Raw genomic sequence first — 22,116 nt, forward strand, 5'->3', positions numbered from 1 at the left:
CTTTTATGTCTCAGTTTTTTATTCATCGCCCTGTATTTGCTTGGGTTATTGCGCTTTTCATTATTTTATTTGGATGTATTTCGATTCCGAAATTACCTATTTCTCGTTACCCCTCTGTTGCACCACCGACGGTTAGTATTATGGCGACGTATCCTGGAGCGAGTCCTAAGGAAATGAATGATGGTGTGCTTAGCCTTATCGAGGGAGAGCTGTCGAACGTTAAAAACTTATTGTATTTCGAGTCATCAGCTGACAACTCTGGCTCTGCATCTATCACGGCAACATTTAAGCCAGGAACAGACCCAGACTTAGCGCAAGTTGACGTACAAAACCAACTAAAAGCGGTTGAATCTCGTTTGCCTCAAGCTGTGCGTCAAAATGGCTTATCGGTGGAGTCTGCATCATCAAATTTTTTGATGATTGTTGGATTAAGATCGGATGATAACCGCTTTGATGAAATAACATTGAATGACTATTTAGCTCGTAACATTGTAGATGAACTACGCCGAATAGAAGGGGTAGGGCGCGTTCAGTCATTTGGCGCAGAGAAAGCAATGCGGATTTGGGTTGACCCGAGTAAACTCAATTCATTGGGCTTGACGATGAATGATATTAGCGTGGCTATTGCTCAGCAAAATACGCAAATTGCGCCTGGTAGTATCGGTGCTGCGCCTACAGTATCTGGACAAAGAGTATCAGTCCCATTAACTGTGCAAGGTCAGTTAACGAGTGTTGAAGAATTCTCTCATATTATTCTCCGCGCAAATAACCAGGGGTCAAAAGTCGTTTTAAGTGATGTTGCACGTGTAGAAATTGGTTCTCAATCATATGGTTATTTAAATCGGGAAAATGGTAAAACGGCAACGGCTGCGGCTATTCAGCTCACACCGGGAGCGAATGCTGTTAAAACTGCTGATGCTGTCCAAAAACGTTTGGCAGAATTGAGCCAAAGCTTGCCTTCTGGGATGACCTATTCAATCCCGTTTAATACGGCACCTTTTGTAAAGGTTTCAATCAATAAGGTTATTTATACGTTAGTTGAAGCCATGGTGTTGGTTTTTTTTGTTATGTTTTTGTTTTTACAAAACATTCGCTACACATTAATTCCAGCTATCGTAGCGCCAATTGCGCTGTTGGGAACATTCACGGTGATGTTGTTAACCGGCTTTTCGATAAACGTATTAACGATGTTCGGTATGGTTTTGGCGATTGGCATTATTGTCGATGATGCGATTGTCGTTGTAGAAAATGTAGAACGTCTCATGTCGCAAAAGGGTTTATCCTTGAAAGAAGCGACATCTAAGGCGATGAAAGAAATTACAGGCGCTATTATTGGTATCACGCTTGTGTTGACGGCGGTGTTCATTCCAATGGCATTTGCCAGTGATTCGGTTGGTGTAATTTATAAACAGTTTACATTATCAATGGCCGTATCCATTTTGATCTCCGCATTTTTAGCACTGACACTCACGCCCGCTCTTTGCGCCAGGTTATTAAAACCAGTGAAAGGTAATCAGCACACACAGACTCGATTTGCCAAATGGTTTAATCGGGGTTTTAACCGAATCAATAGTCGCTACGAAGTTCAGGTCAACGCATGTGTGAATCGCAAAGGGCGAATAATGCTTGTTTTTGTCTTTCTGTGTGCTGTTCTCGTTTTAGTGTATAGACAGCTGCCTTCCTCGTTTTTGCCAGAAGAAGACCAAGGTTATTTTATCACTAATATCCAACTTCCTGCAGACGCAACCACCGTTCGCACATTGGATGTTGTGAAAAAATTTGAACAATATGTGTTAAGCCGACCTTCTATAGAGTCAACAATGACAGTCATTGGCTTTGGCTTTTCGGGCTCAGGCACTAACACCGCACAAAGTTTTACGATGTTGAAAGATTGGGACGATCGCAACGACACCTCAACAATAGATGAGTTAAGGCTTGCTGAGGAGGCGATGACAGATGTTAAAGAAGGCACTGTTATGCATATGTTGCCCCCTTCGATTGATGAGTTAGGAACGAGTTCTGATATTACGTTTTTCTTGCAAGATCGTGGCAATCAGGGATACGAAGCATTGAAAGCTGTTGAGGCGACGATGCTAGCGTTGGCTAGAGATAGTAAGTCATTTAGTGATGTTTACGCTGATGGACTTCCTGTGGGCACAAGTATTCATTTAGATATTGATCGCCAGAAAGCAGAAGCACTCGGTGTTTCATTTACAAGTATTAGTGAGACGTTATCAACGGCGATAGGCTCGTTGTACATTAATGACTTTCCTAATGAAGGCAGGATGCAGCAAGTCATCATGCAAGCTGAGGCGTCATCTAGGATGCAGATAGAGGATGTACTTAAACTTCACGTACGAAATATCAATGGTGGCATGGTGCCGTTATCAGAAATGGTGATCCCAACGTGGACTGAGTCAGCGCCGCAATTTATTCGTTTTCAAGGTTATCCTGCGGTCCGAATTTCGGGTAGTGCATCGTCTGGCGTCTCCAGTGGCGAAGCGATGGCTCAGATAGAAAACATGGCTAAGCAACTCCCAGCAGGTTTTACCATCGCTTGGACAGGACAGGCATTGCAAGAGCTTCACTCAGCCAAACAAGCACCAATGCTTATGGCGCTATCGATGTTAGTCGTCTTTTTAGTATTAGCTGCACTTTATGAGAGTTGGGCTATTCCATTATCCGTCATGTTGGTTGTGCCACTGGGGTTATTGGGTGCGGTACTTGCTGTTGTACTACGTGATATGCCGAACGACGTTTTCTTCAAAGTGGGGATGATCACCGTCATTGGTCTTTCGGCGAAAAATGCAATTTTAATCGTTGAGTTTGCTAAGCAGTTGAGAGAGCAAGGCCACGGATTGGTTCAGTCTGCGGTTCAAGCTGCGAAGTTGAGATTAAGACCTATATTAATGACCTCTCTTGCATTTGGTCTTGGGGTTGTGCCTCTGATGCTAGCGGAAGGCGCAAGTGCAGAGACTCAACGCGCCATAGGTACTGGGGTGTTTGGCGGAATGGTTAGTGCAACCGTACTTGCCATTTATTTCGTACCTGCTTTTTTTGTGTTTGTCATGAGTATTCAAGAGCGCTTGCAGACTTGGCTACAGATTAGTAAGAAATCAAACAGGCAGCTTGAAGATTAGTTATGCGCTTATTTCTGGGTGTTTTCTTATTCCAAAATTACGAGAAAACATGGTGTGATAGAGAGTGCTTCTGTTGTATCTAAAATAGAAAATTTCCGATTAAACAATGGAATGACTGCATTCGAGATAAAACATAATTCACATAGAGAAAAATTGGGAATGTATTTTCAAAAGGCCAACTTAGATTATGAATAAAAAAACTGTACGCTTTGTACCGGTAACAAAAGAAGAACTATCTGATTTTAAAATCAAATTACAGCAGACTTTCACCGATGCGTTAGTCGAACAATTTGGAGTTTCACACAGTGAACCCATACCATCAGATGAGGATATAACGACGTCTTTTAACGCAAAAGGCGCTGTTGTATCTCATATAGTATATGAACAAAAGAGGGTGGGGGGTGTTGTGTTGAATATTAATACAGATAGCCAATATAACAGCCTCGATTTGTTTTTTATTTACCCAGAAAATCATAACAAAGGTTTAGGGCTGGCGACATGGAAAGCCATTGAAGCTGCGTACCCAGATACTAAAGTTTGGACAACAGTCACGCCTTATTTTGAAAAAAGAAATATTAACTTTTACGTAAATAAGTGTGGTTTTCATATTGTTGAATTCTTTAATAAACACCATCTTGACGGTGATTCTGTGGTTCAGGATATTGATGATTCTGGCATCAACGAAGAAGACTTTTTCAGGTTTGAGAAAATCATGAAGTAACTTGAGTCCTCAAGCACAGTGACAATGAATACGGGTTTTCATTGATGAGCAGTGATTATCATTATCCGTTCGCGCTTATGCGGGATAGAAATGAAGTATTCGACTGAAATAACAATGAAATTAGGTTAAGTCCATATGGGTAAAACATTGGATACCATGAAAAATACATTGTCACTTTTCCTTTCGGTAGGCTTCTTTGCTTATGAGGGGTAGTTTGCGGGTATTTGTTAGATTACAACAAGACAGCAAATTGCTAGAACATTTTCAACCTTAATGTCGTGTTGCTATGAGGGGTTAGAGCATTGAGTAAGTTATTGAATATTGTTATTACGTTTATTCTATGGTCAATGTAATGTGTTTTGTTCTTCCTATTGGTGTTAATTTTAATTGTCTACAGGTTTTAGCGCGGGTATCTCGTTAGCGAGTAAATCGCTGATAGGCACTAACACTATGTGGTAAACACATTGTTCAGACGTATTTTGATCCGGCACCATTAAAGCACGAATGTAGAGTACGTCTTGGCAATCACTCTTTTGGTTTTTTACAAATGTTTGCACCAAATGCCCACCTCGGCAGGCTGATTTTATGTTTTGAAAATCATCAGAGGCAATTATTTCGCTAATTTGGTCTGTTTGAATATCAATCTCAATATGGGCGTGTTTATTGATGCGTGTTAGCGCTCCTTGCTCATTAACAATGATAAAAGGGGCGGGGAACTGGTTTGTTGAATCGAAGTGCTTTTTATTGGGGAGGCGCGAATGAAACCCTTCAAACGCATGCACCATCATAACGTAGTTACCTTCTTGTGAAACGCGGGGGATTTGAATACAAAAGACTTTTTTGTGCCGACCATTTGGGTAAAAATCCCATTCAGAACTTATTTCGGCTTCTCCTGAAACAAAGCGTCGATAATAGCTTTTTAGCCGTGTTTTAACTGAGTAACTCATTAAGTTGAATGTTTTTGCTTGTAAGTTTTTGAGGCTCTCTACTCCCCAAAATTTAACCCCAGAACGATTTGCCCAAATGACTTTATTGGTGTTGAAATCCCATAGCCAAGAAGGATGTGGGCGAAGCTCTAGTAAACGAAGCTCTTTTTCACTGAGTAACAATGTGGCGTTATCACATTTTGCGCTGTATTGACTGTGAGTATAATTAGTAATCCACTCTTTAAGAGCGTGCTCTTCAACCCCTTTGTCAAATAAAAAGCCCTGACCAATTTTGGCACCGGCTTCAATAAGAATGCCTCGTGCCATGCAGGTTTCTATGCCTTCGATTACACAACGCAGCTCTAAATCACTGCACAGTTGAAGAATAGCATTCATGCCTGCCATGCTTGCTTTGTCATTAATAAGCTGCGAGGTTAAGGAGTAGTCAATTTTTACTTCGCTAAACACATTTAACCGAATCGTTTCGAGTGTCGAAAAGCCCGTCCAAAAATCATCAATGGCAAGTTGAATACCCAATTGACTGAGTTGTCTTAGGTTTGCCACGCTTTGGTTGCTGAAAATACCTGCGGTTTCGGTGACTTCGAGTACAATCGAATCTGCATTTATCTGGTATTGATTGATTAAATGACCGATTTGTTTGGCGAAGCCTTCAATGGTGAGGTCATTAGCTGACATATTTAATGAATAGTGAATAGCCGTTTTCGTATTATCAAGGGGCTGAATGGTCTGCAGCATTCGCTCAAACAGTGTGAGTGTTAATAAATAACATTGTTCATTTATTTCAAGTAGATCAATAAAATGAAATGGTGCGATGACACCATATTTAGGATGATTCCAGCGTGCCAGAAATTCAAACCCGACCAGTTCGTATGTGTCGAGGTTGACTTGTGGCTGTGCGACTAAAAAGAACTCGTTGTTTTTGATGGCCATCAAAATATCGTCAATTTTAAAGCGCGGTATATTCGACAGCATCAAGGTTCCTTATTTTTTATTGGGTTGTGTTTATTGCCGTTACAGTATTGGTGAACGTAGTTATGTTAGCCAGTCGGAAAGGGTGATTAAACATTCAGAAATTGCTTAAAATTAAGGAATTACGATTTTTTGAATAGCGTGAAGTAAAAAAGCAGGTGTCGTGTAGCACGCTACCTGCTTGTTTATCTGTAATGTCGTTGTTTTTCGTGAGGATTAATTAGCTAGCAGCTCTTTTCGTACAAGCTCTGTCCCTGCGCTGAGGGCTTTTAATTTGTCATTTGCGATATCTCGGGGCAATGGGGCCATGCCGCAGTTGGTGCAAGGGTAGAGCTTATCGGCATCAACATATTTGAGTGCTTCACGCAGTGTTGCGGCAACCTCTTCTGGGGTTTCTATTTCATTGCGAGCGACATCAATGGCGCCTACCATCACTTTTTTTCCACGGATCAGCTCAAGTAACTCAATTGGTACACGCGAGTTATGACATTCGAGCGAAATTATATCGATATTCGATTTTTGTAGCTTAGGAAATATTTCCTCGTATTGGCGCCACTCGTTACCCAATGTTTGTTTCCAATCGGTATTGGCTTTAATGCCGTAACCGTAACAAATATGAACGGCGGTTTCGCATTGCAGCCCTTCGATTGCTCTTTCAAGGCAGGCAATACCCCAGTCGTTAACGTCGTCAAAAAACACATTAAAAGCGGGCTCATCAAATTGAATGATATCGACACCTGCTGCTTCAAGCTCTATGGCCTCTTGATTAAGAATTTTAGCAAATTCCCAGGCGAGCTTTTCGCGGCTGTGATAATGGTCATCGTACAGGGTGTCGATCATGGTCATCGGACCCGGCAACGCCCATTTGATTGGCTTCTTGGTTTGTGCGCGCAAAAATTTGGCATCGTCAACAAACACCGGTTTGGTACGTGATACAGGTCCAACAACACACGGCACACTGGCATCGTAACGGTCACGTATTTTAACGGTTTTACGGTTTTCGAAATCAACCCCTGTTAAGTGTTCAATAAAGGTGGTGACAAAGTGCTGGCGGGTTTGTTCGCCATCACTCACAATATCAACACCTGCTAACTGTTGTTCATGTAACGAAACACGCAGTGCATCATGCTTGCCATCGCTAAGTTCACTTCCTTGTAATTTCCAGGGTGACCAAAGCGTTTGTGGCTGTGCCAACCAAGACGGTTTTGGCAAGCTGCCAGCGGTTGAAGTAGGTAATAATTTTTTCATAATAATCGCTTAGTTATCTCGTTATTAGGCCAGATTGCTAGACCATTGCTCAAGCACTGTTTTATAGGGCTTTATAAAGTATTGTTCGGCAAATTTGCCTTGTGCAACAGCTAACTGACTGCGCTCTTCACGGTCATAAATAATCTGTGTTAATGAATGATCTTGGTTCTTTAAGTTTGGTTTATAACGGCTCCCTGCGACTGCATTGGCGTTATAAATTTCTGGCCTGTAGATCTTTTGAAAGGTCTCCATGGTGCTAATGGTGCTAATTAGCTCAAGGTTAGTGTAATCGTTAAGCAAATCACCAAAAAAATAGAATGCCAGAGGAGCCACACTGTTAGGAGGCATAAAGTAACGCACTTGTAAGCCCATTTTTTTGAAGTATTGTTCAGTTAATGATGTTTCATTTGGCTGATACTCTACCCCTAAAATTGGATGCTGATTTTCGGTGCGGTGATAGGTTTTGTTGTCTGACACGCTTAAGCAAATAACCGGTGGTTTTTTAAAGTGGCTTTTGTAAGTATCAGAGCTTACAAAGTGTTGAAACAGCTTGCCATGTAAGTCGCCAAAGTTATCGGGGATGCTAAATTGGCTTTTACTTTTATTATGATCAAGCAGCAACACACTAAAGTCATAGTCGCGAACATAAGATGAGAAGTTGTTACCCACAATGCCTTCGATTCGTTCATCGGTCTGGTGATCAATAATATTCGTTTTTAACACTTCAATAGAGGGAAAAACGTCACCACTGTTCGCAATATCGATATCAACAGAAATAATTTCCAGTTCAACAGAGTAGCGAGTGCCTTGTGGGTTATCCCAATTTGCTAAGGCATTAAAACGATTATTAATCATTTTTAAAGCATTGCGTAGGTTCTGTTTACGGCTTTCGCCTCTTGCTAAGTTTGCAAAGTTGGTAGTGATACGCGTGCTGTTTGATGGATGGTAGTTTTCATCCAAGCAAATGCGCTTAATAGTAAATGTAAAATCATTTTTCATGGCTGTAGGTATCCAATGTTTAATCCGAAAACGTGACTGCTGTTTAATCATTTATCGCTGTGTTAGTCATAACAGGCTACTCAATTAGCTGTCGTAACCTTTGCAGCGTTAATAAATTTATACGTGCTCTGGAGCATGAAGAAAAACGTTTTTATTTCAGGTAAAACATGAATGCGATTCATACATTAAAGGGACGTACTCTTGTGGTGTGTATTTAATATGGGTGCAAAGCACTTAAACATACTTTGAAAGTCTAGATGGCTAAATGGGTGAGGCTATGATGTGGTTTTTTCATGTGAAACGTGAGTAATATTCAATACTTAACGCCGCAACTATTGTTCCTTTAATTGATATACTCGAAATCTAAACGAATAACAGAGATAAAGGGAATGAGTGAATTAATCGTGTTGGTGCTTTACTGCGCTTTACTTGGCAGTGGCGTTGGGTTTTTAGCCGGTTTATTAGGGATTGGTGGCGGTTTAGTGATTGTGCCAATACTCAGCATTATATTACTGCACTTTAATGTCTTACCCGCAGAGCAGGTCGTGGTAGTGGCTATTGCAACCTCATTGGCATCCATACTTTTTACTTCAACGTCGTCAGCAATAGCGCATCATAAAAATGGCAATGTGCCATGGGAAATTGCGCCTTGGGTGATGGTTGGTGTGGCACTTGGTGCGCTCATCAGTGGGTTTATTGCGGCGTTATTACCAGAAAATGTGGTGAGGTTAGTATTCGCTATTTGCGTTGTGCTCATTGCGCTTAAAATGATTTTTGGGGGCAGGGGAGATACATCCACTGCGCGCCAATTACCTAATAAAGGTCTGCTTACATTTTTAACCACAATCACCGGTGGTTTATCTGCCATGATAGGTATTGGGGGCGGTGCGGTGCTTGTGCCATTATTAACGTTTTTTTCAGTCGATATGAAAAAAGCCATTGGTTGCGCATCGGCTTGTGGCATTGTTATTGCGCTATTTGGTTCGGTAGGTTACATCAGTGCGGGTAGTCAGTACTTTGCATTGCAAGACGGTTTTGCAGGGTTTGTTTATTTACCGGCTCTGTTGGGTATTGTTTGTACGTCTTGGTTTACTGCGCCTTGGGGGGCCTTAGCAACGCAGACATGGCCAGTGTCATTGATCAAAAAAATATTTGCCACTTTACTCATTATAATGGCCGTTAATATGCTGACTCGCTAGCATATTTTAATGCTTGAATGTAAGGCACCTGTTGGGCAACCATGTCTTGCATTCAAGTTTTTTGGGCTAGCGTAATCTAGCAATTTGCATTTTATCGTGGGATGCTATGTTTACGTTTAACAGCTGAATTTTATGTGCGTTCGCAATTTCCTACTAAACTTGCAAGGGCTGAATTCATAGCGCGCAGCGATGCAGGGAAGTGAAAAAGCACGTATATGTTTGTCGATGAGCAAGTGGGCGTAAACAGTGCGGCTAAAGCCTATGCGATTAATCGTTTGCTTATGGAAATGACGCAAAATAATGATTTATATAATCGCTATGCTTGGTTTGAGCAAAAGCACTCCCCACGCTTGTCACAGAATGAGCTGGCTGATGCTAATACCTTGTTTGAGCAGTGGTTAGCAGAGATAAATAAAAATGGCTCTCTTTATCCGAGTGAGTGAGTTTTAAGGAGGAAATTTACGATGATAAAACCAGATTACGCAAATTATACATTGGCAGAACTGATTGATTGCCAACATCATATAGACGCACACGCATGGCCTGAACGTGTTAAAGAAATCGATCACTATCTTGGCCTGTATGCTGCAAAATCGCCTGAACATGAACGGGAATACAAGCAGGCAGTCTTTAACGCATTTTGCGATACCTTACGTCGCGATCTTGCGATAAACATCGATGATAACATTTTGTGGTTTTTAAGGTTTTTTTCTAAGCGTGCAAAAGCGTTAACTCCAAGTACATTTGCTGATGAAGTGTGTCCACTTTGCCATGCAAGTCTTCATGCTCGAACTTGGGCTGGTGGTTGGGAATTGCACTGTAAAGCATGTGATGTGGCGGGTATTGTCGTCGAACGTTACTCTGTTTAAGAAGTCGAATCGTGGTAAAAAAACAAGTAAAAAAGGTGTAGATTTTACTTTGTACTTGTGACTTTTGGTTATATAGTCTACGCCTAACCTTAGGGGAGTAGTCGCTTAGTTACTAAGATGAACGTCAACAGTCTCCGAACATTCGTTCGTGGCGTTCATGTCCGTAGTATGGATTGACAAGACTTAAGGCATCTACTGTGTTCCGGGCGGGCATAGTGTATGCCTTATTGTATTCCGCCCTAAGGGGTCTGCTCGTGTTTATTACTTTTCTAGCGTGTCGTCTGGGTGACTACGCAATGTTCAAGTCGGTCATTTTGTTACCACTGATGCGCCGGGAGTTCATATGATTACTTTTGTCCTCGCTATTTTATGCGGTTTTGCATTGCTGATTTGGAGTGCCGATCGATTTGTTGATGGTGCCGCTGTCAGTGCTAAATATGCGGGTATGCCAACTCTTTTAATTGGTATGGTCGTTGTTGGCTTTGGCACGTCTGCGCCAGAAATGTTGGTGTCAGCTATGGCGGCGGCAGACGGCAGCCCTGAGCTTGCTTTAGGGAATGCCGTTGGGTCAAATATCGTAAATATAGGGCTGATCTTGGGCCTTACAGCTATTATCTCGCCGATAGTCGTTCATTCAACGATTGTTAAAAAAGAGCTACCACTATTACTGCTTGTTAGTATTTTGCTTGCTGTGTTGATATGGGACAACAGCCTAACGCGTTTTGATGCCATTGTATTATTACTTGGGTTTCTAGCCTTTATTGGCTGGAGTATTTTTGCTGCGCTAAAAAGCAAAAACGATACTTTACAAAACGATGTTGAGCAGGAACTGAGTGCCCAACCTATGTCGCTTAAGGCGGCTATTACTTGGTTAGTCATCGGGCTTATTGTACTCATTGCCAGCTCTCGTTTACTTGTGTGGGGGGCGGTAAATATTGCTGAACTTATGGGAATAAGCGATTTAATTATTGGCTTAACTATTGTGGCACTGGGTACGTCGTTACCTGAACTTGCCGCCTCAGTTGTCGCAGCGCGAAAAGGTGAACACGATATTGCCATTGGTAACGTGATTGGCTCTAACATGTTTAATATTTTAGCGGTGACAGGCATTGCTGGTGTTATTGCGCCTGCCGTTAATCTTTCAAGTGATTTATTAATGCGTGATTGGTTAGCGATGTTCTTTTTAACGCTATGTTTATTAGTATTTGCTTATGGTTATCGCAGGACTGGCAGAATAAACAGAGTTGAAGGGGTTGGGCTACTGCTTGTGTACTGTGCCTATAATGCGTGGTTACTGTTTTCAGTAAGCAATTAAGTTAACGAATTGAAATATAAATATATTATACAGGACATAGTATGAAACAAACGGTTAGCGATTTTTGGCTTAATCACTCACAGACTATTATTGCGCTGGGCTACAAATTGGTGCTGGCGATTGTAATTTTAATTGCCAGTGCGCTTATCGCCAAGTCTGTGAAAAAGGCGATTAAAAATTCTCATTCAAAACTGAATAAAGTAGACGACACACTCTTGCCTATTTTGTCATCGGTTGCAGGCTATACGGTATATGTGATTGGTGGTGTGTTTATTTTAGATATTTTTGGCGTAAATACCGCAAGTTTGATTGCGTTAGTGGGGGCCGCAGGCCTCGCGATTGGTTTAGCGCTTAAAGATACTTTAAGTAATATTGCTGCTGGCATGATGTTACTTATTTTAAGGCCGTTTAAAGTGGGTGACTTTGTTGAAATAGGTTCAATGCAAGGAACAGTTTCTGAAGTTAATTTGTTCACCACTATTTTTCAAACCATCGATGGCTTATATATCGCATCACCGAACGGGATTGTGTGGGGCAATAATATTAAAAACTTTACTCGAAATGGTAAACGCCGCATGGATATTGTTGTGGGTATTTCGTATGCCGATTCGATTGATGAAGGGTTCGATGTATTAAAACGTATTGCTGCCAGTGAACCTCGCTTACTTTTAGAGCCTGCACCTCACGTTATGGTATCGGCTATGGCCGAAAGTGCAGTTAATATACAGCTTAGAGCGTGGGCTAAAAATGACGATTATTGGCAAACGTATTGGGATTTAAATAAGCGCGTTAAAGAGTCAATCGAAGACGCAGGCTTAACGATTCCATTTCCGCAGCGTACCTTACACATACCCGAACGGCTTGTTACTAAAAGCGAGCCTGTGTGAAATAAAAGCCACAATTGTGGCTTTTATTGTTTAACCACCGTGGGTGGTAACAATGCATTATGGTAAAGATAAACAAACGCTCACTTAAAACCCAATTGCCAATGATGTTTTACAATTTAAAAACGACAAACATCGACATCAGCACACATAAGCTGTCGTTTCGATGGGTTAATAAATGGTATGAACGGCATGAATACACAGTTTAAAAATAAACCACCCGTTGTCCTTATTCATGGTATGTGGAGCACCGCGGTGGCTATGCAAGACGTGGCGGCAGTATTTACGCAACAGGGCTTTGAAGTTCATGCATTAACGTTGCCAATGCATTTTGACAAATCAAGTTATACAACAGCAGATAAACAGACATTAGCGAAGCTGCGCTTACAAGATTATGTTGCGTTTATTATGGCAGAAATAGCCAAGCTTGATAGGCCTGCCATTATTGCTGGTCATTCGATGGGTGGTTTACTGGCTCAATTGGTCGCTGCAAGGATGCATGTTGCCAAGCTTATTTTACTTTCATCAGCCGCACCGGGGGGGATCAATGCATGGAGTTGGTCTGTTATTCGCACATTTGGACGTAATTTATTTTTATTCCCGCTATGGCGGCGGGTAACACACATTACGCTTGCGCAGATTCGTTATGGTATTGCGAATACGCAACCTGATTCGGTTCAGCAGCTAATATATCAGCATGCGACTTATGAGTCGGGGCGGGCTACATTTCAAATGGGGGTAAGTGGCTTTTTTCCAACGGGTTATTCACGCGTTAATAGTGCATCAATTCGCTGCCCAATACTTATCATTGCGGGCAATAAAGACAGGGTGACCCCCATCAAAGCACAGCGAGCAATGGCAAAAAAATATGCCCGAAATAAGGCTCAGTTTATTGAGCTTGAAGGTGTTTGTCACTGGACTGTGGGCGGCGAGCATATTGAAGTTGTCCGCAGCGCCATGTTGTCATGGCTGGCTGAGGACGCGCAAGCTTAAGCTTTCTTTACAAATTTTGCAGTGACCATCATTTCGCCGATACCGTCTACTTTACAGTCGAGCTCGTGGTCTTTTTTATCGAGCACTCGACGAATAACAGCTTTGGTGCCAATTTTAATGACTTGTGAGCTGCCTTTGATTTTTAAATCTTTAGCAACTGTCACTTTATCGCCATCTACCAATAAAGTGCCGTTGGCATCTTTTACTGTGATCACGTCATCGCTATTTACAGCCGTTGGATTCCATTCATGCCCACATTCAGGGCATATGAGGTTGTTTTGATCTGGGTATACGTATTCCGATTGACACTTTGGGCAAGGAGGGGTCGACATAAACTACACCTAGGTTAATTTTATTTGCGCTTATATTAATGGCTAATGGTGCACTATGCGAGCCTAAGTTACTTACAAATACACCATCATGGCATTGTATTAGGGGGTTTCCAGTGTTTTGCTCACAGAAAAAATGCCTCTTAAATCGCCTAGTTTATACCCAGTTGCTAAGTCGTTAGGGTAATGATTATTGAGCGCTTGTTTTACCTCTGGTGATATTTTTTCACCGTGACAGGCTAAACACACCGGGGCAACTTTTATGGCTTTGGCAAAGCGAAACTGACCATCGCGGGTGGTTGAAAATGTGACATTCTCGATGCTTTCGCTGTTTCGTAGCATGTCCAGAAGTTCGGCTATTTTCTCGGCCTCCCAACCATCAGGTTTATTGTTCGGGTTTCGGTTTTTGCTGCTTTTACGAGCGACTTTCCAGCCATTGATTGACAAACTTTCAGCGATAGCGGGCGCCTTCATTTGGCACACATCAATCCCTGCAACAAGCCCACCTTGCTGTATTGCCTCACCAAGTTCAGATTTGAGTGTGTTTGCAAATAATGCAATGCGCTCAACGGCTTCGCTCTCCAAACTCGCGATATTAGGCGGTGTTGTTTGTGCATAGCTCATTGAGCTGAAAAGTACTAAAAGACCGCTGACTCTTTTTGCTGTGACCATGGTGATTCTCATTATATTAGTTATAACTAATATAATAGGGTAGATTTTAAGATTTTGCGAATAGCGTGTGATCATAGGCCGAATTGAAAGCAGGGATGTTGATTTAACCCTATTAATGCACATGTTTTTATTCATCGTAGAGGTTTATTTTAGAGCGTTTAGTGTTGTTTTGAACGCACCTAAAACTGGTGTAAATAAGCGCAATTAGTTATTGTGGGACTTTAATAGCGTAGAGAATAATAATTATGAAATATGTATTGAGTGCCTTTGTGGTGCTTTTGTCAACGACGCTGTTTGCCGCTGAAGCGCCCTATGCTGGCGATATAACGGTTGCAGACTTACTTAAAAACTACGCTGAATTTAGCGAAGAATATGAAGACTATTCGCCAAGCGAAAATGACCTAAACACAATAAAAGCACTGCAAGGCAAGCAAGCTTTAGTTTTTTTAGGCACGTGGTGCCATGATTCTAAACGCGAAGTACCGCGCTTTTTAAAATTGCTTGATATGGCTAAAGTGCAACTTGGTTCATTGCGTTTAGTTGCGGTTGGCTACGACAAGCTCGACCCTAACGGCCTCGCAAAGAAGCATGACTTACGTTACACCCCTACCATCATTATCAGTGATGATGGCACAGAACTTACCCGAATGATTGAAAAGCCTCAGCAAAGTATTGCCCGCGATCTTACGGGGCAGGATCAAATTCAATAAACTTTTCGATTGGTAATGGCATTGAAATTAAATACCCTTGAATGTAATCAATGCCTTTATCACTGACCAGTTGCCATTGTTCTGAGCTTTCGACCCCCTCGGCAGTGATGGTTAAGTTTAAATGATGCGCCAAGTCACTCATGGTTTGTAAAAAAAGACCGTCACGCGGGTTTTCGACGCAATTACAAATAAACGCGCGGTCTATTTTCACGTTATCAAGGGGGAATTGCTGTATGGACGCAAGCGATGAATAACCCGTTCCAAAGTCATCAAGCGATAAATCAAAGCCGGCTGTTTTTAGTTTGTGCATTAAGCTAATGGCATATTGTGTGTTTTGAAAAAGAGCAGACTCAGTGATCTCAAGGTTTATTTCTTGATCTGCCGGGAACAAGGTCATTTTTTCTTGGCTTAAACGTTTTACGAGATGCGCATCTGAAAACTGTTTACGAGACAGGTTTATCGACATTCTTATATGAATGTTATTTTCCACTAATCGGTGACAGTCTTCAGCGACTTTGGCAATGATCCACCGCGATAATAAGTTGATCAACGCAGACTGCTCTGCAATGGCGATAAATTCGTTTGGTGACACATAGCCCCTAACAGGATGCTGCCACCTAACTAATGCCTCGCATGCAACCAACGCCCCTGTTTTGGTATTAAGAATGGGTTGGTAAACCATACTCAATTGCTTACCGGTAGAGAGGGCGTGACGCAAATCACTTTCTAAGTCGCTCTTTGCTATCAGCTTATCTTTTAGAGACTGGCTGTAAATAGTGAATGCTTTTTCTAAGCTATGGCACTCATTCATTGCAATAAGTGCCGTATTAATTTGCTCTCTTGCATCGAGACTTTGTAAATGAGGATAACCCACACCAATATAAAAATGATAAAAGTGGGCCGTGCCTGCGGTTTCAATTAAACCAGCAACTTGGTGTTGAAGTTTATCAACAAAGGTTGCAAGCTTTTCATCAAAAATAGCTTCTTTTAACAGCAGTAGAAAACACCCGGGTTTAATATGGGCGCAAAATGCGTGGTAGTGCTCTGCAAACTCTATTAAACGATTGGCAATGATTATTTGTAATTCGTTTATGAAATTATGACCATAGATATCTTCGAGTTGTCGAAAGCCTTTTATTTCAGCACATAACAAGGTAAGTCCTGAGTTATATTGATTTTGAGGACATAAGCTGGTGATGTATTTTTCAGTGTAATGGCGATTAGCCAGTCCGGTCATTGGATCAAAATTAGCCTGCCGATAGAGTTCATGTTGCTGGTGTTTTTCGTCACTGACGTCTTCGACAGTCCCCACTAAAGTGTTGGTTTTAAAGTTCCACTCTGCAAGTTCGTGAAACCAGCGCTTTTCGCCATTAATTTTTATGGTGTACTCAAGCTCTATAGGCGTATTTGGGCGTGAATTGATAAAATTTAAAAAGGCATTTTTATAAAAACTGTCGATGCTGTTACAGATAGCGTTGATCGTTTGTTCTGTCGAATCTGAGTTAAAAAGCACTTTGGCTTGGGCTGATAAATGACGCGTTCCCGTATCGGGTGATAAGTGCCAGCTCCCCACACCACTCAATGATTGTGCTTGTTTGAGTGCTAACGCTTGTTCTGAAAGTTCGACTGTTTGCTTTTGCACTAATTCTTCTAAATTATGCTCGTGCTCGCGAAGACGCGCCGTGATAAAAAACAAATAACAGCTGATAGATGACAACAGCAGTGAGAACAGCAGTAAAACAGCAATTTCGGTGTGACTACGCAATATAAATTGGTCTTTAATGCCGACTACCCATTGCTGATTTTTTATCATGATCGGCTGAGTTAGCCATTCACTTTCATCAAACGTCTGATTAGCGAGTAAAGGCCGGTAATTGGTGTCTTGTTTTTGCCAGACTTCAAAACGATGAGATGCAGAGGCAAGTTTAGGTTTAATATTGCTTATAAATTCAGGAAAGCGCAGCACAGCAATACTAAAGCCCCAAAGGGTGTCTTGTTTAAAAATAGGTAAGCGTGCGACTAACCCTTGCCCACCTTGTGAGAGCTCTTTAGGCCCATCAAGTTGCATTTGTTTGGTTTGTATCGTTTTTTGCAAAGAATCTTGAATGGTTTTGTTTTTGAATAAGTCTGCATTGATGACACTTTCATGGCTTAGTAATGGATAGCTGTAGGCAATAATTCCGTTTGGCGCCAACTGGATCGTTTGGCTGCCATCGCTGTGATTAAGGATTTGTTTGGCGAGTGTTTCGAACTGCTCTTGTGTGTATGAATAGTCACGCATTGCTGCGCGCACTAAATAAGGGCCTTGAAGGGCATTGAGAATGGCCTTTTCAACATCGCTACTGTAACTATTCAGAATCGTTTTTTGTTCCAGCTCATGCATTTCTTGCCTATCAAAATACACCTTGAATGCAATCGTTGAAAATAAGCCGAAACTAATGATAAAGGAAAGTAACGATTGAGAGATTTTATTTTTCTTCAGCAAGGGCATCCCTAAACTCTTAGGCAATTAAAGTATGAAATTACTTACTGAAAAATACTAGTTTAGGGTTGCTTTATTGTCTAGCAAAGCTCAATAATTACTCATCAATTTCAACAAAATAGCAAAATGTAACAGACCAGATTACAATAATTTGCAAATACTTAAGAAAGAACTCCTATGTACCAAGCTGTAATAAAAGCAATAGATAATGCAAATAATGCTGATCCAAATAGTGTGAAGTTCGAGGGGCAGTCATATGCAAAAGAATTCCTTTATGCGATGCGTATGACAGACATGCTAACGCGTTTTAAACCTGACGCTGATGAGTTAATGCACATTGCTGCACGAGGTCAGCATATTGAACGTTGGCGCTCACCTCGCAGTGATTTCCCTTTAGGTAAGCAGGGTTATTATCAGTGGCGAGGCGCGTTATACGATTTTCATGCTGAGCGAGTGACTGCGCTAATGAAAACTGCGGGCTATTCATTAGCTGATTGTGAGCGTGTGTATGCTGCGGTTGCTAAAAAGAACATTAAACATAACCCTGACAGCCAACTGATAGAAGATATTGCAAGTTTGGTATTTATTGAGCATTACATGCTTGATTTTGCAATGAGTAAACCTGATTACGACGAGGCTAAATGGCTGGGGATCATTCGTAAAACATGGCAAAAAATGTCGAGTGAAGCACATGAGTTTGTTTTAGCTGGGCAAATCGCATTGCCAGAACCATTAAAACCGCTTATTTTAAAAGCGCTTAACTAATATTAAAAACAAGGATGTTTTATGGATTGTCCACGCACAAATACACCACTTAATGAGGTGAGTATTGGCGATACTAAGGTGTATTTTTCATCAACGGGTGGCGTGTTTTTTGATAATCGGCAAATATTTCACTTCAGCGATCCCAATTTAAAAACAGCACAGGTGTTGGTCGCACACTTACAAACATTACCGACAGAATGCATTGATCTTACCAAGCGGATTAATTGCCCTAAGTGCCCTGATATCGTGATGATGCGGCGTTTTTTTACCCCGCTTAAAGTAGTTGAGTTAGATGAGTGCCCCAACTGTGCCGCGATTTGGCTTGATAATGGTGAACTTGAAAAAATTCATGAAAATCACCTAACCCCAAAAGATCGTGAACTATTACGTAACGATATGGCAAACAACCATGGCTTTATTCAAGTTAAGATCCCAAAAAGGCGTTATTCTGTTGATGCTGAAAAACCAGAATCTAAGGCAAGCTCATCATTAGAAAAACTGGCACAGCTGGCATACTTATCGCTTTTGAATGGCTGATAACCTATATAAAGCCCCTGAGGCTGAGCTAACTCGCAAAGCTATGTACCTCTCGAAACCTCGAGATTTAGCTATTTGTGACGTACTGTTTTCTTTTCAAGGGCGTTTAAATCGTAAACAGTTCTGGTTTCGACGATGGTATCTTTTAAATTTGTTCACTTTTAAAAAGCCTGTGTCAGCGAAGACACAGGCTGTTTATTACACGTTTAGCGTGTTATAGCTTAACCAGCATTTTGCCCTTATTCTTACCTTCGAATAAACCAAGAAAAGCATTTACGGCATTTTCTATGCCTTCGTATACTGTTTCTTCAGACTTAACTTTATCTTCACTGAGCCATGCGCCCATTTGCTCGATAAATTCAGGGAATTGGTCAAAATAATCAATAACAATAAAGCCCTGTACGGTTAACTTTTTAGAGTTAATGAAGAATAAGTTATTTGGCCCAGGTTGCGCCGTGTCGTTGTTGTAACCTGAGATCATGCCACAAACAGGAATGCGGCCGTAATCGTTCATCACATTTAATGCTGCTTCAAGGTGGTCGCCACCGACATTTTCAAAGTAAACATCAATCCCTTGTGGAGCGGCTTGCTGAAGTGCTTGAGTAAGGTTTTCAACGGTTTTGTAGTTGATTACAGCATCAACCCCTAAGTCTTTTAGCATGCGTGCTTTTTCATCTGACCCCACAGAGGCGATAACTTTACAGCCTTTTAGCTTAGCAATTTGGCACACAACACTGCCGACTGCGCCAGATGCAGCAGACACAAACACAGTGTCTGTTTCTTTTAGAGTGATAACTTTTGTAAGGCCTGCCCATGCAGTTAAACCCGTCATACCCATGGTGCTTAAAAATAATTGATCAGGCAGTGGTACATCAGGTAACAGGGTTAAGTCGCTGCCATTGCTAATGTGTGCAGTGCGCCAGCCACTAAGGTGAGTTACTTTACTGCCAACAGGAAATTGATTGTTACGTGATTCAATTACTTCGCCAATGGCACCGCCATCCATAACGTCGTTTAATTTAAAGGGTTCGATGTAAGATTCACGATCTATCATACGTGGGCGCATGTAAGGGTCGACTGACATCCAGGTGTTTTTAATTAAGACTTCACCATCTTGTAGTTCAGGCAATGTTATTTCTACTTGCTTGAAGTTATTGTGGGTCGGCATGCCTGTAGGGCGTGATACTAAATGAATCTGTTGACTTGTAGCCATAAGAACCTCGTATTTTTTAATCTAGCAATGCTAGTGAAATAACAAACTAAGATTCACGCAAAACATTTGCGCGCAAACTATTTGCGATCAATTTAATGATCTTTTAGGTAAATGGCAAGTGTTATTCGAAAATAATTTGCGCGCAAAGTAAATTAACGTAATAATAGCCGCAGTAATTATCTTTAAGGCACTGCAATGACTCAAAACTTATCAGACAATGTGTGTTTTACGCTTTACAGTGCGACTAATGCGCTAATAAGAGCGTTTCGCCCTTTACTCGAAGCGTATGACTTAACCTATCCGCAATACATCGTGATGCATTCTTTGTGGTACAGAAATCAAGTAAGCTTAAAAGAGCTTTCTTTTGATACGCATTTAGACTCAGGCACACTGACCCCTATTGTGAAACGGTTAGAAGCAAAAGGCTTGTTAACTCGCCAAGTCTCTAGTGAAGATGAACGCAAAAAAGTGATCTCGTTAACAGAGCAGGGCATACAGCTTAAAACAGACGCGGAAGAATTAACTGCTAAGTTAATGGCACGCTCTAATATGAGCTTAGATCGCCTTGAGGAACTTCGCGTGCTGACACTAGAGCTGCATACCGAGCTGACAAAAAGTTAAATCTCAATGAGGCACACCAATGTACCTTCAATGGCCCTTACATAGGCATAATGTTGGGCGTCTTTTTTTGTCGGTGGGCATAAAGGTTCAGCACCTGCAAGTACGGCTTTATCGTAGCTTTGTGCTAGGTTTTCACAACTAAATCTTAATTCAAATCCCAATGCGGGTTGCTTCGGGTGCGCGCGAATGTAGCCTTGCTTAAAATAAGATTGCGCGTGTGGGTGAGTGGCAAACGCTAATTTCACCGTGCCCGTTACGAGCTCGCCGTACTCTGCATCGTCACTTATATGATTGGTATTAAAACCAAATGCTTGATAATAAAAGTCGAGTACTTCTTCTACGTTATCGACGTAAATAACCTGACTTATAAACTCCATTCATTGTGCTCTTGTTTTTATTCGTCCTATAAATAAAGCACAGTTTTTGCTGTTTTGCAGGGATAAAAAAACCTTGTAGGCAAATGCGTACAAGGTTTTTTATAGTTGTTAGAGTTTTGTCTAACTCTTCTGTCTTATGAATTTGGTATTTATATCACTTAAATTATTACACAATGGAAATGGTGCTGAAATATCGATAGTAAATGATTGCAATATGACTTGGTCATCAATTATTGCACGAATAATAACCGTGGATTGCCCAATATCTGAATCAGAAGGCATCCACGTTATTTCATTTTGGTTAATTACCATGCCACTAGGTGCTTTAACAAGGCTATATTCAACGCCTCCAACATAATTAACAGTAATGGAATATGAAAATATCTCTTCAATCATAACTTGGGTAGAAGGGGTTGAGGTAAATTCATAATCACTAACAGGAATGTCTAGATCAACATCTGATTTATTCAAACGGCTTAGCTTACCATCAAACCAGGTTAAAATACTCTCGCCTATTTCCTGTAAAACTACTATTCGCGAATCACTTGGAACAGAGCCTATATCATTCCCATCTTGATCTTGAGATAACTCAATATAAGAGCCCTGAGTTTGACCGAAATATCCACTGCCATAAGCCTAGTATGATGTATCGTTGTGCTAAATATTTAACCAGCTACCGGTGCTTCTTGTACCGATAACTGCATATTTCTCACCTGCATTTATGTTGCCAACAAGTTCAGATGATGATGTTGCCTGAGCTCTTAAATTGACTCTTTTTATATGCTCAGAAATTAAAAATTATGAAAAAGCATGAGGAGAAAAATATACATAGATAAATAAACGTCCTTGTAAGTTGAATAAATTAAGCTGTTTTTTATTTGCAATGTTATTTGAGTTGTTTAATAGCTAATTTTTGTTTTTTCTTTTTGTAGTTATATTTTGTTTGTTTTTATTTTAATGTAGTGATTTATTATGCTTTCTGTTTTTTAATATTTATTTTGTTTGATACATTATTGAATTGATGTAATGTTTGTTTTAATAAAGGGGGAGTTTTAATGATAAGGAATAGTTATGGAAATTAGGCCTAATAGTTTTGTATCTTGTTTTTTTTGGTTGGTTTGCTGCT

General features: G+C 41.0%; 22 protein-coding genes. 12 read left to right on the forward strand and 10 right to left on the reverse strand.

What is annotated here, in order from left to right; genetic code table 11:
• Positions 1-5: 5 nt before the first annotated feature.
• Together ACSSVW_RS17005 and ACSSVW_RS17010 are read left to right on the forward strand one after the other, a co-directional pair.
• The gene (locus ACSSVW_RS17005) at positions 6-3,140 is read left to right on the forward strand and encodes a multidrug efflux RND transporter permease subunit (RefSeq protein ID WP_454179795.1); all 3,135 of its coding nucleotides are present in this window, start codon (positions 6-8) and stop codon (positions 3,138-3,140) included.
• 187 nt (positions 3,141-3,327) lie between these two features.
• A complete protein-coding gene (locus ACSSVW_RS17010; RefSeq protein WP_421419989.1) occupies positions 3,328-3,861 on the forward strand; it encodes a GNAT family N-acetyltransferase in 534 nt (177 codons plus the stop codon).
• Positions 3,862-4,244: 383 nt separating this feature from the next.
• On the opposite strand, the gene ACSSVW_RS17015 is transcribed toward ACSSVW_RS17010, so the two are convergent.
• The 3 genes from ACSSVW_RS17015 to ACSSVW_RS17025 form a co-directional block, all read right to left on the reverse strand.
• Entirely contained in the window at positions 4,245-5,780 is a 1,536-nt protein-coding gene (locus tag ACSSVW_RS17015; protein WP_230236174.1) for an EAL domain-containing protein, read from the reverse strand.
• Between the two features lie 213 nt (positions 5,781-5,993).
• Positions 5,994-7,025 (reverse strand): methionine synthase, encoded by a 1,032-nt coding sequence (locus ACSSVW_RS17020; RefSeq protein WP_454179797.1) that lies wholly within the window; start codon positions 7,023-7,025, stop codon positions 5,994-5,996.
• 24 nt (positions 7,026-7,049) lie between these two features.
• Positions 7,050-8,024 (reverse strand): DUF1852 domain-containing protein, encoded by a 975-nt coding sequence (locus ACSSVW_RS17025; protein ID WP_036972439.1) that lies wholly within the window; start codon positions 8,022-8,024, stop codon positions 7,050-7,052.
• A gap of 389 nt (positions 8,025-8,413) precedes the next feature.
• Between ACSSVW_RS17025 and ACSSVW_RS17030 the strand changes: the two genes are divergently transcribed.
• The 6 genes from ACSSVW_RS17030 to ACSSVW_RS17055 all read left to right on the forward strand — a co-directional run bounded on the left by ACSSVW_RS17030 (position 8,414) and on the right by ACSSVW_RS17055 (position 13,284).
• Positions 8,414-9,223, forward strand: a complete 810-nt coding sequence (locus tag ACSSVW_RS17030) for a sulfite exporter TauE/SafE family protein (RefSeq protein ID WP_036972438.1) — start codon at positions 8,414-8,416, stop codon at positions 9,221-9,223.
• A 215-nt stretch (positions 9,224-9,438) separates the two neighbouring features.
• On the forward strand, positions 9,439-9,666 hold the full coding sequence (locus tag ACSSVW_RS17035; protein ID WP_075593433.1) for a hypothetical protein: 228 nt from the start codon (positions 9,439-9,441) through the stop codon (positions 9,664-9,666).
• Between the two features lie 21 nt (positions 9,667-9,687).
• The gene (locus ACSSVW_RS17040; RefSeq protein WP_036972435.1) at positions 9,688-10,092 is read left to right on the forward strand and encodes a hypothetical protein; all 405 of its coding nucleotides are present in this window, start codon (positions 9,688-9,690) and stop codon (positions 10,090-10,092) included.
• Between the two features lie 343 nt (positions 10,093-10,435).
• Positions 10,436-11,407 carry a calcium/sodium antiporter gene (locus ACSSVW_RS17045; RefSeq protein WP_421419999.1) on the forward strand — a complete coding sequence of 324 codons (972 nt, stop codon included), beginning with the start codon at positions 10,436-10,438 and terminating at the stop codon, positions 11,405-11,407.
• A 41-nt stretch (positions 11,408-11,448) separates the two neighbouring features.
• Positions 11,449-12,294, forward strand: coding sequence for a mechanosensitive ion channel family protein (locus tag ACSSVW_RS17050; RefSeq protein WP_036972433.1), 846 nt, complete (start codon positions 11,449-11,451; stop codon positions 12,292-12,294).
• 189 nt (positions 12,295-12,483) lie between these two features.
• The gene (locus tag ACSSVW_RS17055; RefSeq protein ID WP_454179798.1) at positions 12,484-13,284 is read left to right on the forward strand and encodes an alpha/beta hydrolase; all 801 of its coding nucleotides are present in this window, start codon (positions 12,484-12,486) and stop codon (positions 13,282-13,284) included.
• Here ACSSVW_RS17055 and ACSSVW_RS17060 read toward each other — a convergent pair.
• Positions 13,281-13,616 (reverse strand): zinc ribbon domain-containing protein YjdM, encoded by a 336-nt coding sequence (locus tag ACSSVW_RS17060; protein ID WP_074988514.1) that lies wholly within the window; start codon positions 13,614-13,616, stop codon positions 13,281-13,283. The two genes, ACSSVW_RS17055 and ACSSVW_RS17060, sit on opposite strands and share 4 nt — an antisense overlap.
• Positions 13,617-13,715: 99 nt before the next feature.
• Positions 13,716-14,285, reverse strand: coding sequence for a Tll0287-like domain-containing protein (locus ACSSVW_RS17065; protein ID WP_074988515.1), 570 nt, complete (start codon positions 14,283-14,285; stop codon positions 13,716-13,718).
• Positions 14,286-14,530: 245 nt separating this feature from the next.
• On the opposite strand from ACSSVW_RS17065, the gene ACSSVW_RS17070 reads away from it, so the two are divergent.
• Positions 14,531-14,995 carry a TlpA family protein disulfide reductase gene (locus ACSSVW_RS17070; protein ID WP_036972428.1) on the forward strand — a complete coding sequence of 155 codons (465 nt, stop codon included), beginning with the start codon at positions 14,531-14,533 and terminating at the stop codon, positions 14,993-14,995.
• Here the strand turns inward: ACSSVW_RS17070 and ACSSVW_RS17075 are convergent.
• Complete coding sequence (locus tag ACSSVW_RS17075; protein WP_421420003.1) at positions 14,970-17,480, reverse strand: bifunctional diguanylate cyclase/phosphodiesterase; 2,511 nt, start codon at positions 17,478-17,480, stop codon at positions 14,970-14,972. The two genes, ACSSVW_RS17070 and ACSSVW_RS17075, sit on opposite strands and share 26 nt — an antisense overlap.
• Before the next feature lie 174 nt (positions 17,481-17,654).
• Between ACSSVW_RS17075 and ACSSVW_RS17080 the strand changes: the two genes are divergently transcribed.
• The gene (locus ACSSVW_RS17080) at positions 17,655-18,242 is read left to right on the forward strand and encodes a DUF4202 domain-containing protein (protein WP_065979606.1); all 588 of its coding nucleotides are present in this window, start codon (positions 17,655-17,657) and stop codon (positions 18,240-18,242) included.
• A 21-nt stretch (positions 18,243-18,263) separates the two neighbouring features.
• Positions 18,264-18,779, forward strand: coding sequence for a TFIIB-type zinc ribbon-containing protein (locus ACSSVW_RS17085; RefSeq protein WP_421420005.1), 516 nt, complete (start codon positions 18,264-18,266; stop codon positions 18,777-18,779).
• A 214-nt stretch (positions 18,780-18,993) separates the two neighbouring features.
• Here ACSSVW_RS17085 and ACSSVW_RS17090 read toward each other — a convergent pair whose 3' ends face one another.
• A complete protein-coding gene (locus ACSSVW_RS17090; protein ID WP_454179800.1) occupies positions 18,994-19,992 on the reverse strand; it encodes an NADP-dependent oxidoreductase in 999 nt (332 codons plus the stop codon).
• Between the two features lie 195 nt (positions 19,993-20,187).
• On the opposite strand from ACSSVW_RS17090, the gene ACSSVW_RS17095 reads away from it, so the two are divergent.
• The gene (locus tag ACSSVW_RS17095) at positions 20,188-20,613 is read left to right on the forward strand and encodes a MarR family winged helix-turn-helix transcriptional regulator (RefSeq protein ID WP_036972421.1); all 426 of its coding nucleotides are present in this window, start codon (positions 20,188-20,190) and stop codon (positions 20,611-20,613) included.
• Here the strand turns inward: ACSSVW_RS17095 and ACSSVW_RS17100 are convergent.
• The 3 genes from ACSSVW_RS17100 to ACSSVW_RS17110 form a co-directional block, all read right to left on the reverse strand.
• On the reverse strand, positions 20,610-20,990 hold the full coding sequence (locus ACSSVW_RS17100) for a VOC family protein (RefSeq protein WP_036972420.1): 381 nt from the start codon (positions 20,988-20,990) through the stop codon (positions 20,610-20,612). The two genes, ACSSVW_RS17095 and ACSSVW_RS17100, sit on opposite strands and share 4 nt — an antisense overlap.
• Before the next feature lie 120 nt (positions 20,991-21,110).
• The gene (locus tag ACSSVW_RS17105) at positions 21,111-21,461 is read right to left on the reverse strand and encodes a hypothetical protein (RefSeq protein WP_182396717.1); all 351 of its coding nucleotides are present in this window, start codon (positions 21,459-21,461) and stop codon (positions 21,111-21,113) included.
• 186 nt (positions 21,462-21,647) lie between these two features.
• On the reverse strand, positions 21,648-21,782 hold the full coding sequence (locus tag ACSSVW_RS17110; RefSeq protein ID WP_421420670.1) for an SH3 domain-containing protein: 135 nt from the start codon (positions 21,780-21,782) through the stop codon (positions 21,648-21,650).
• Positions 21,783-22,116 lie beyond the last annotated feature (334 nt).

The organism is Pseudoalteromonas sp. MBR-15, assembly GCF_053628915.1.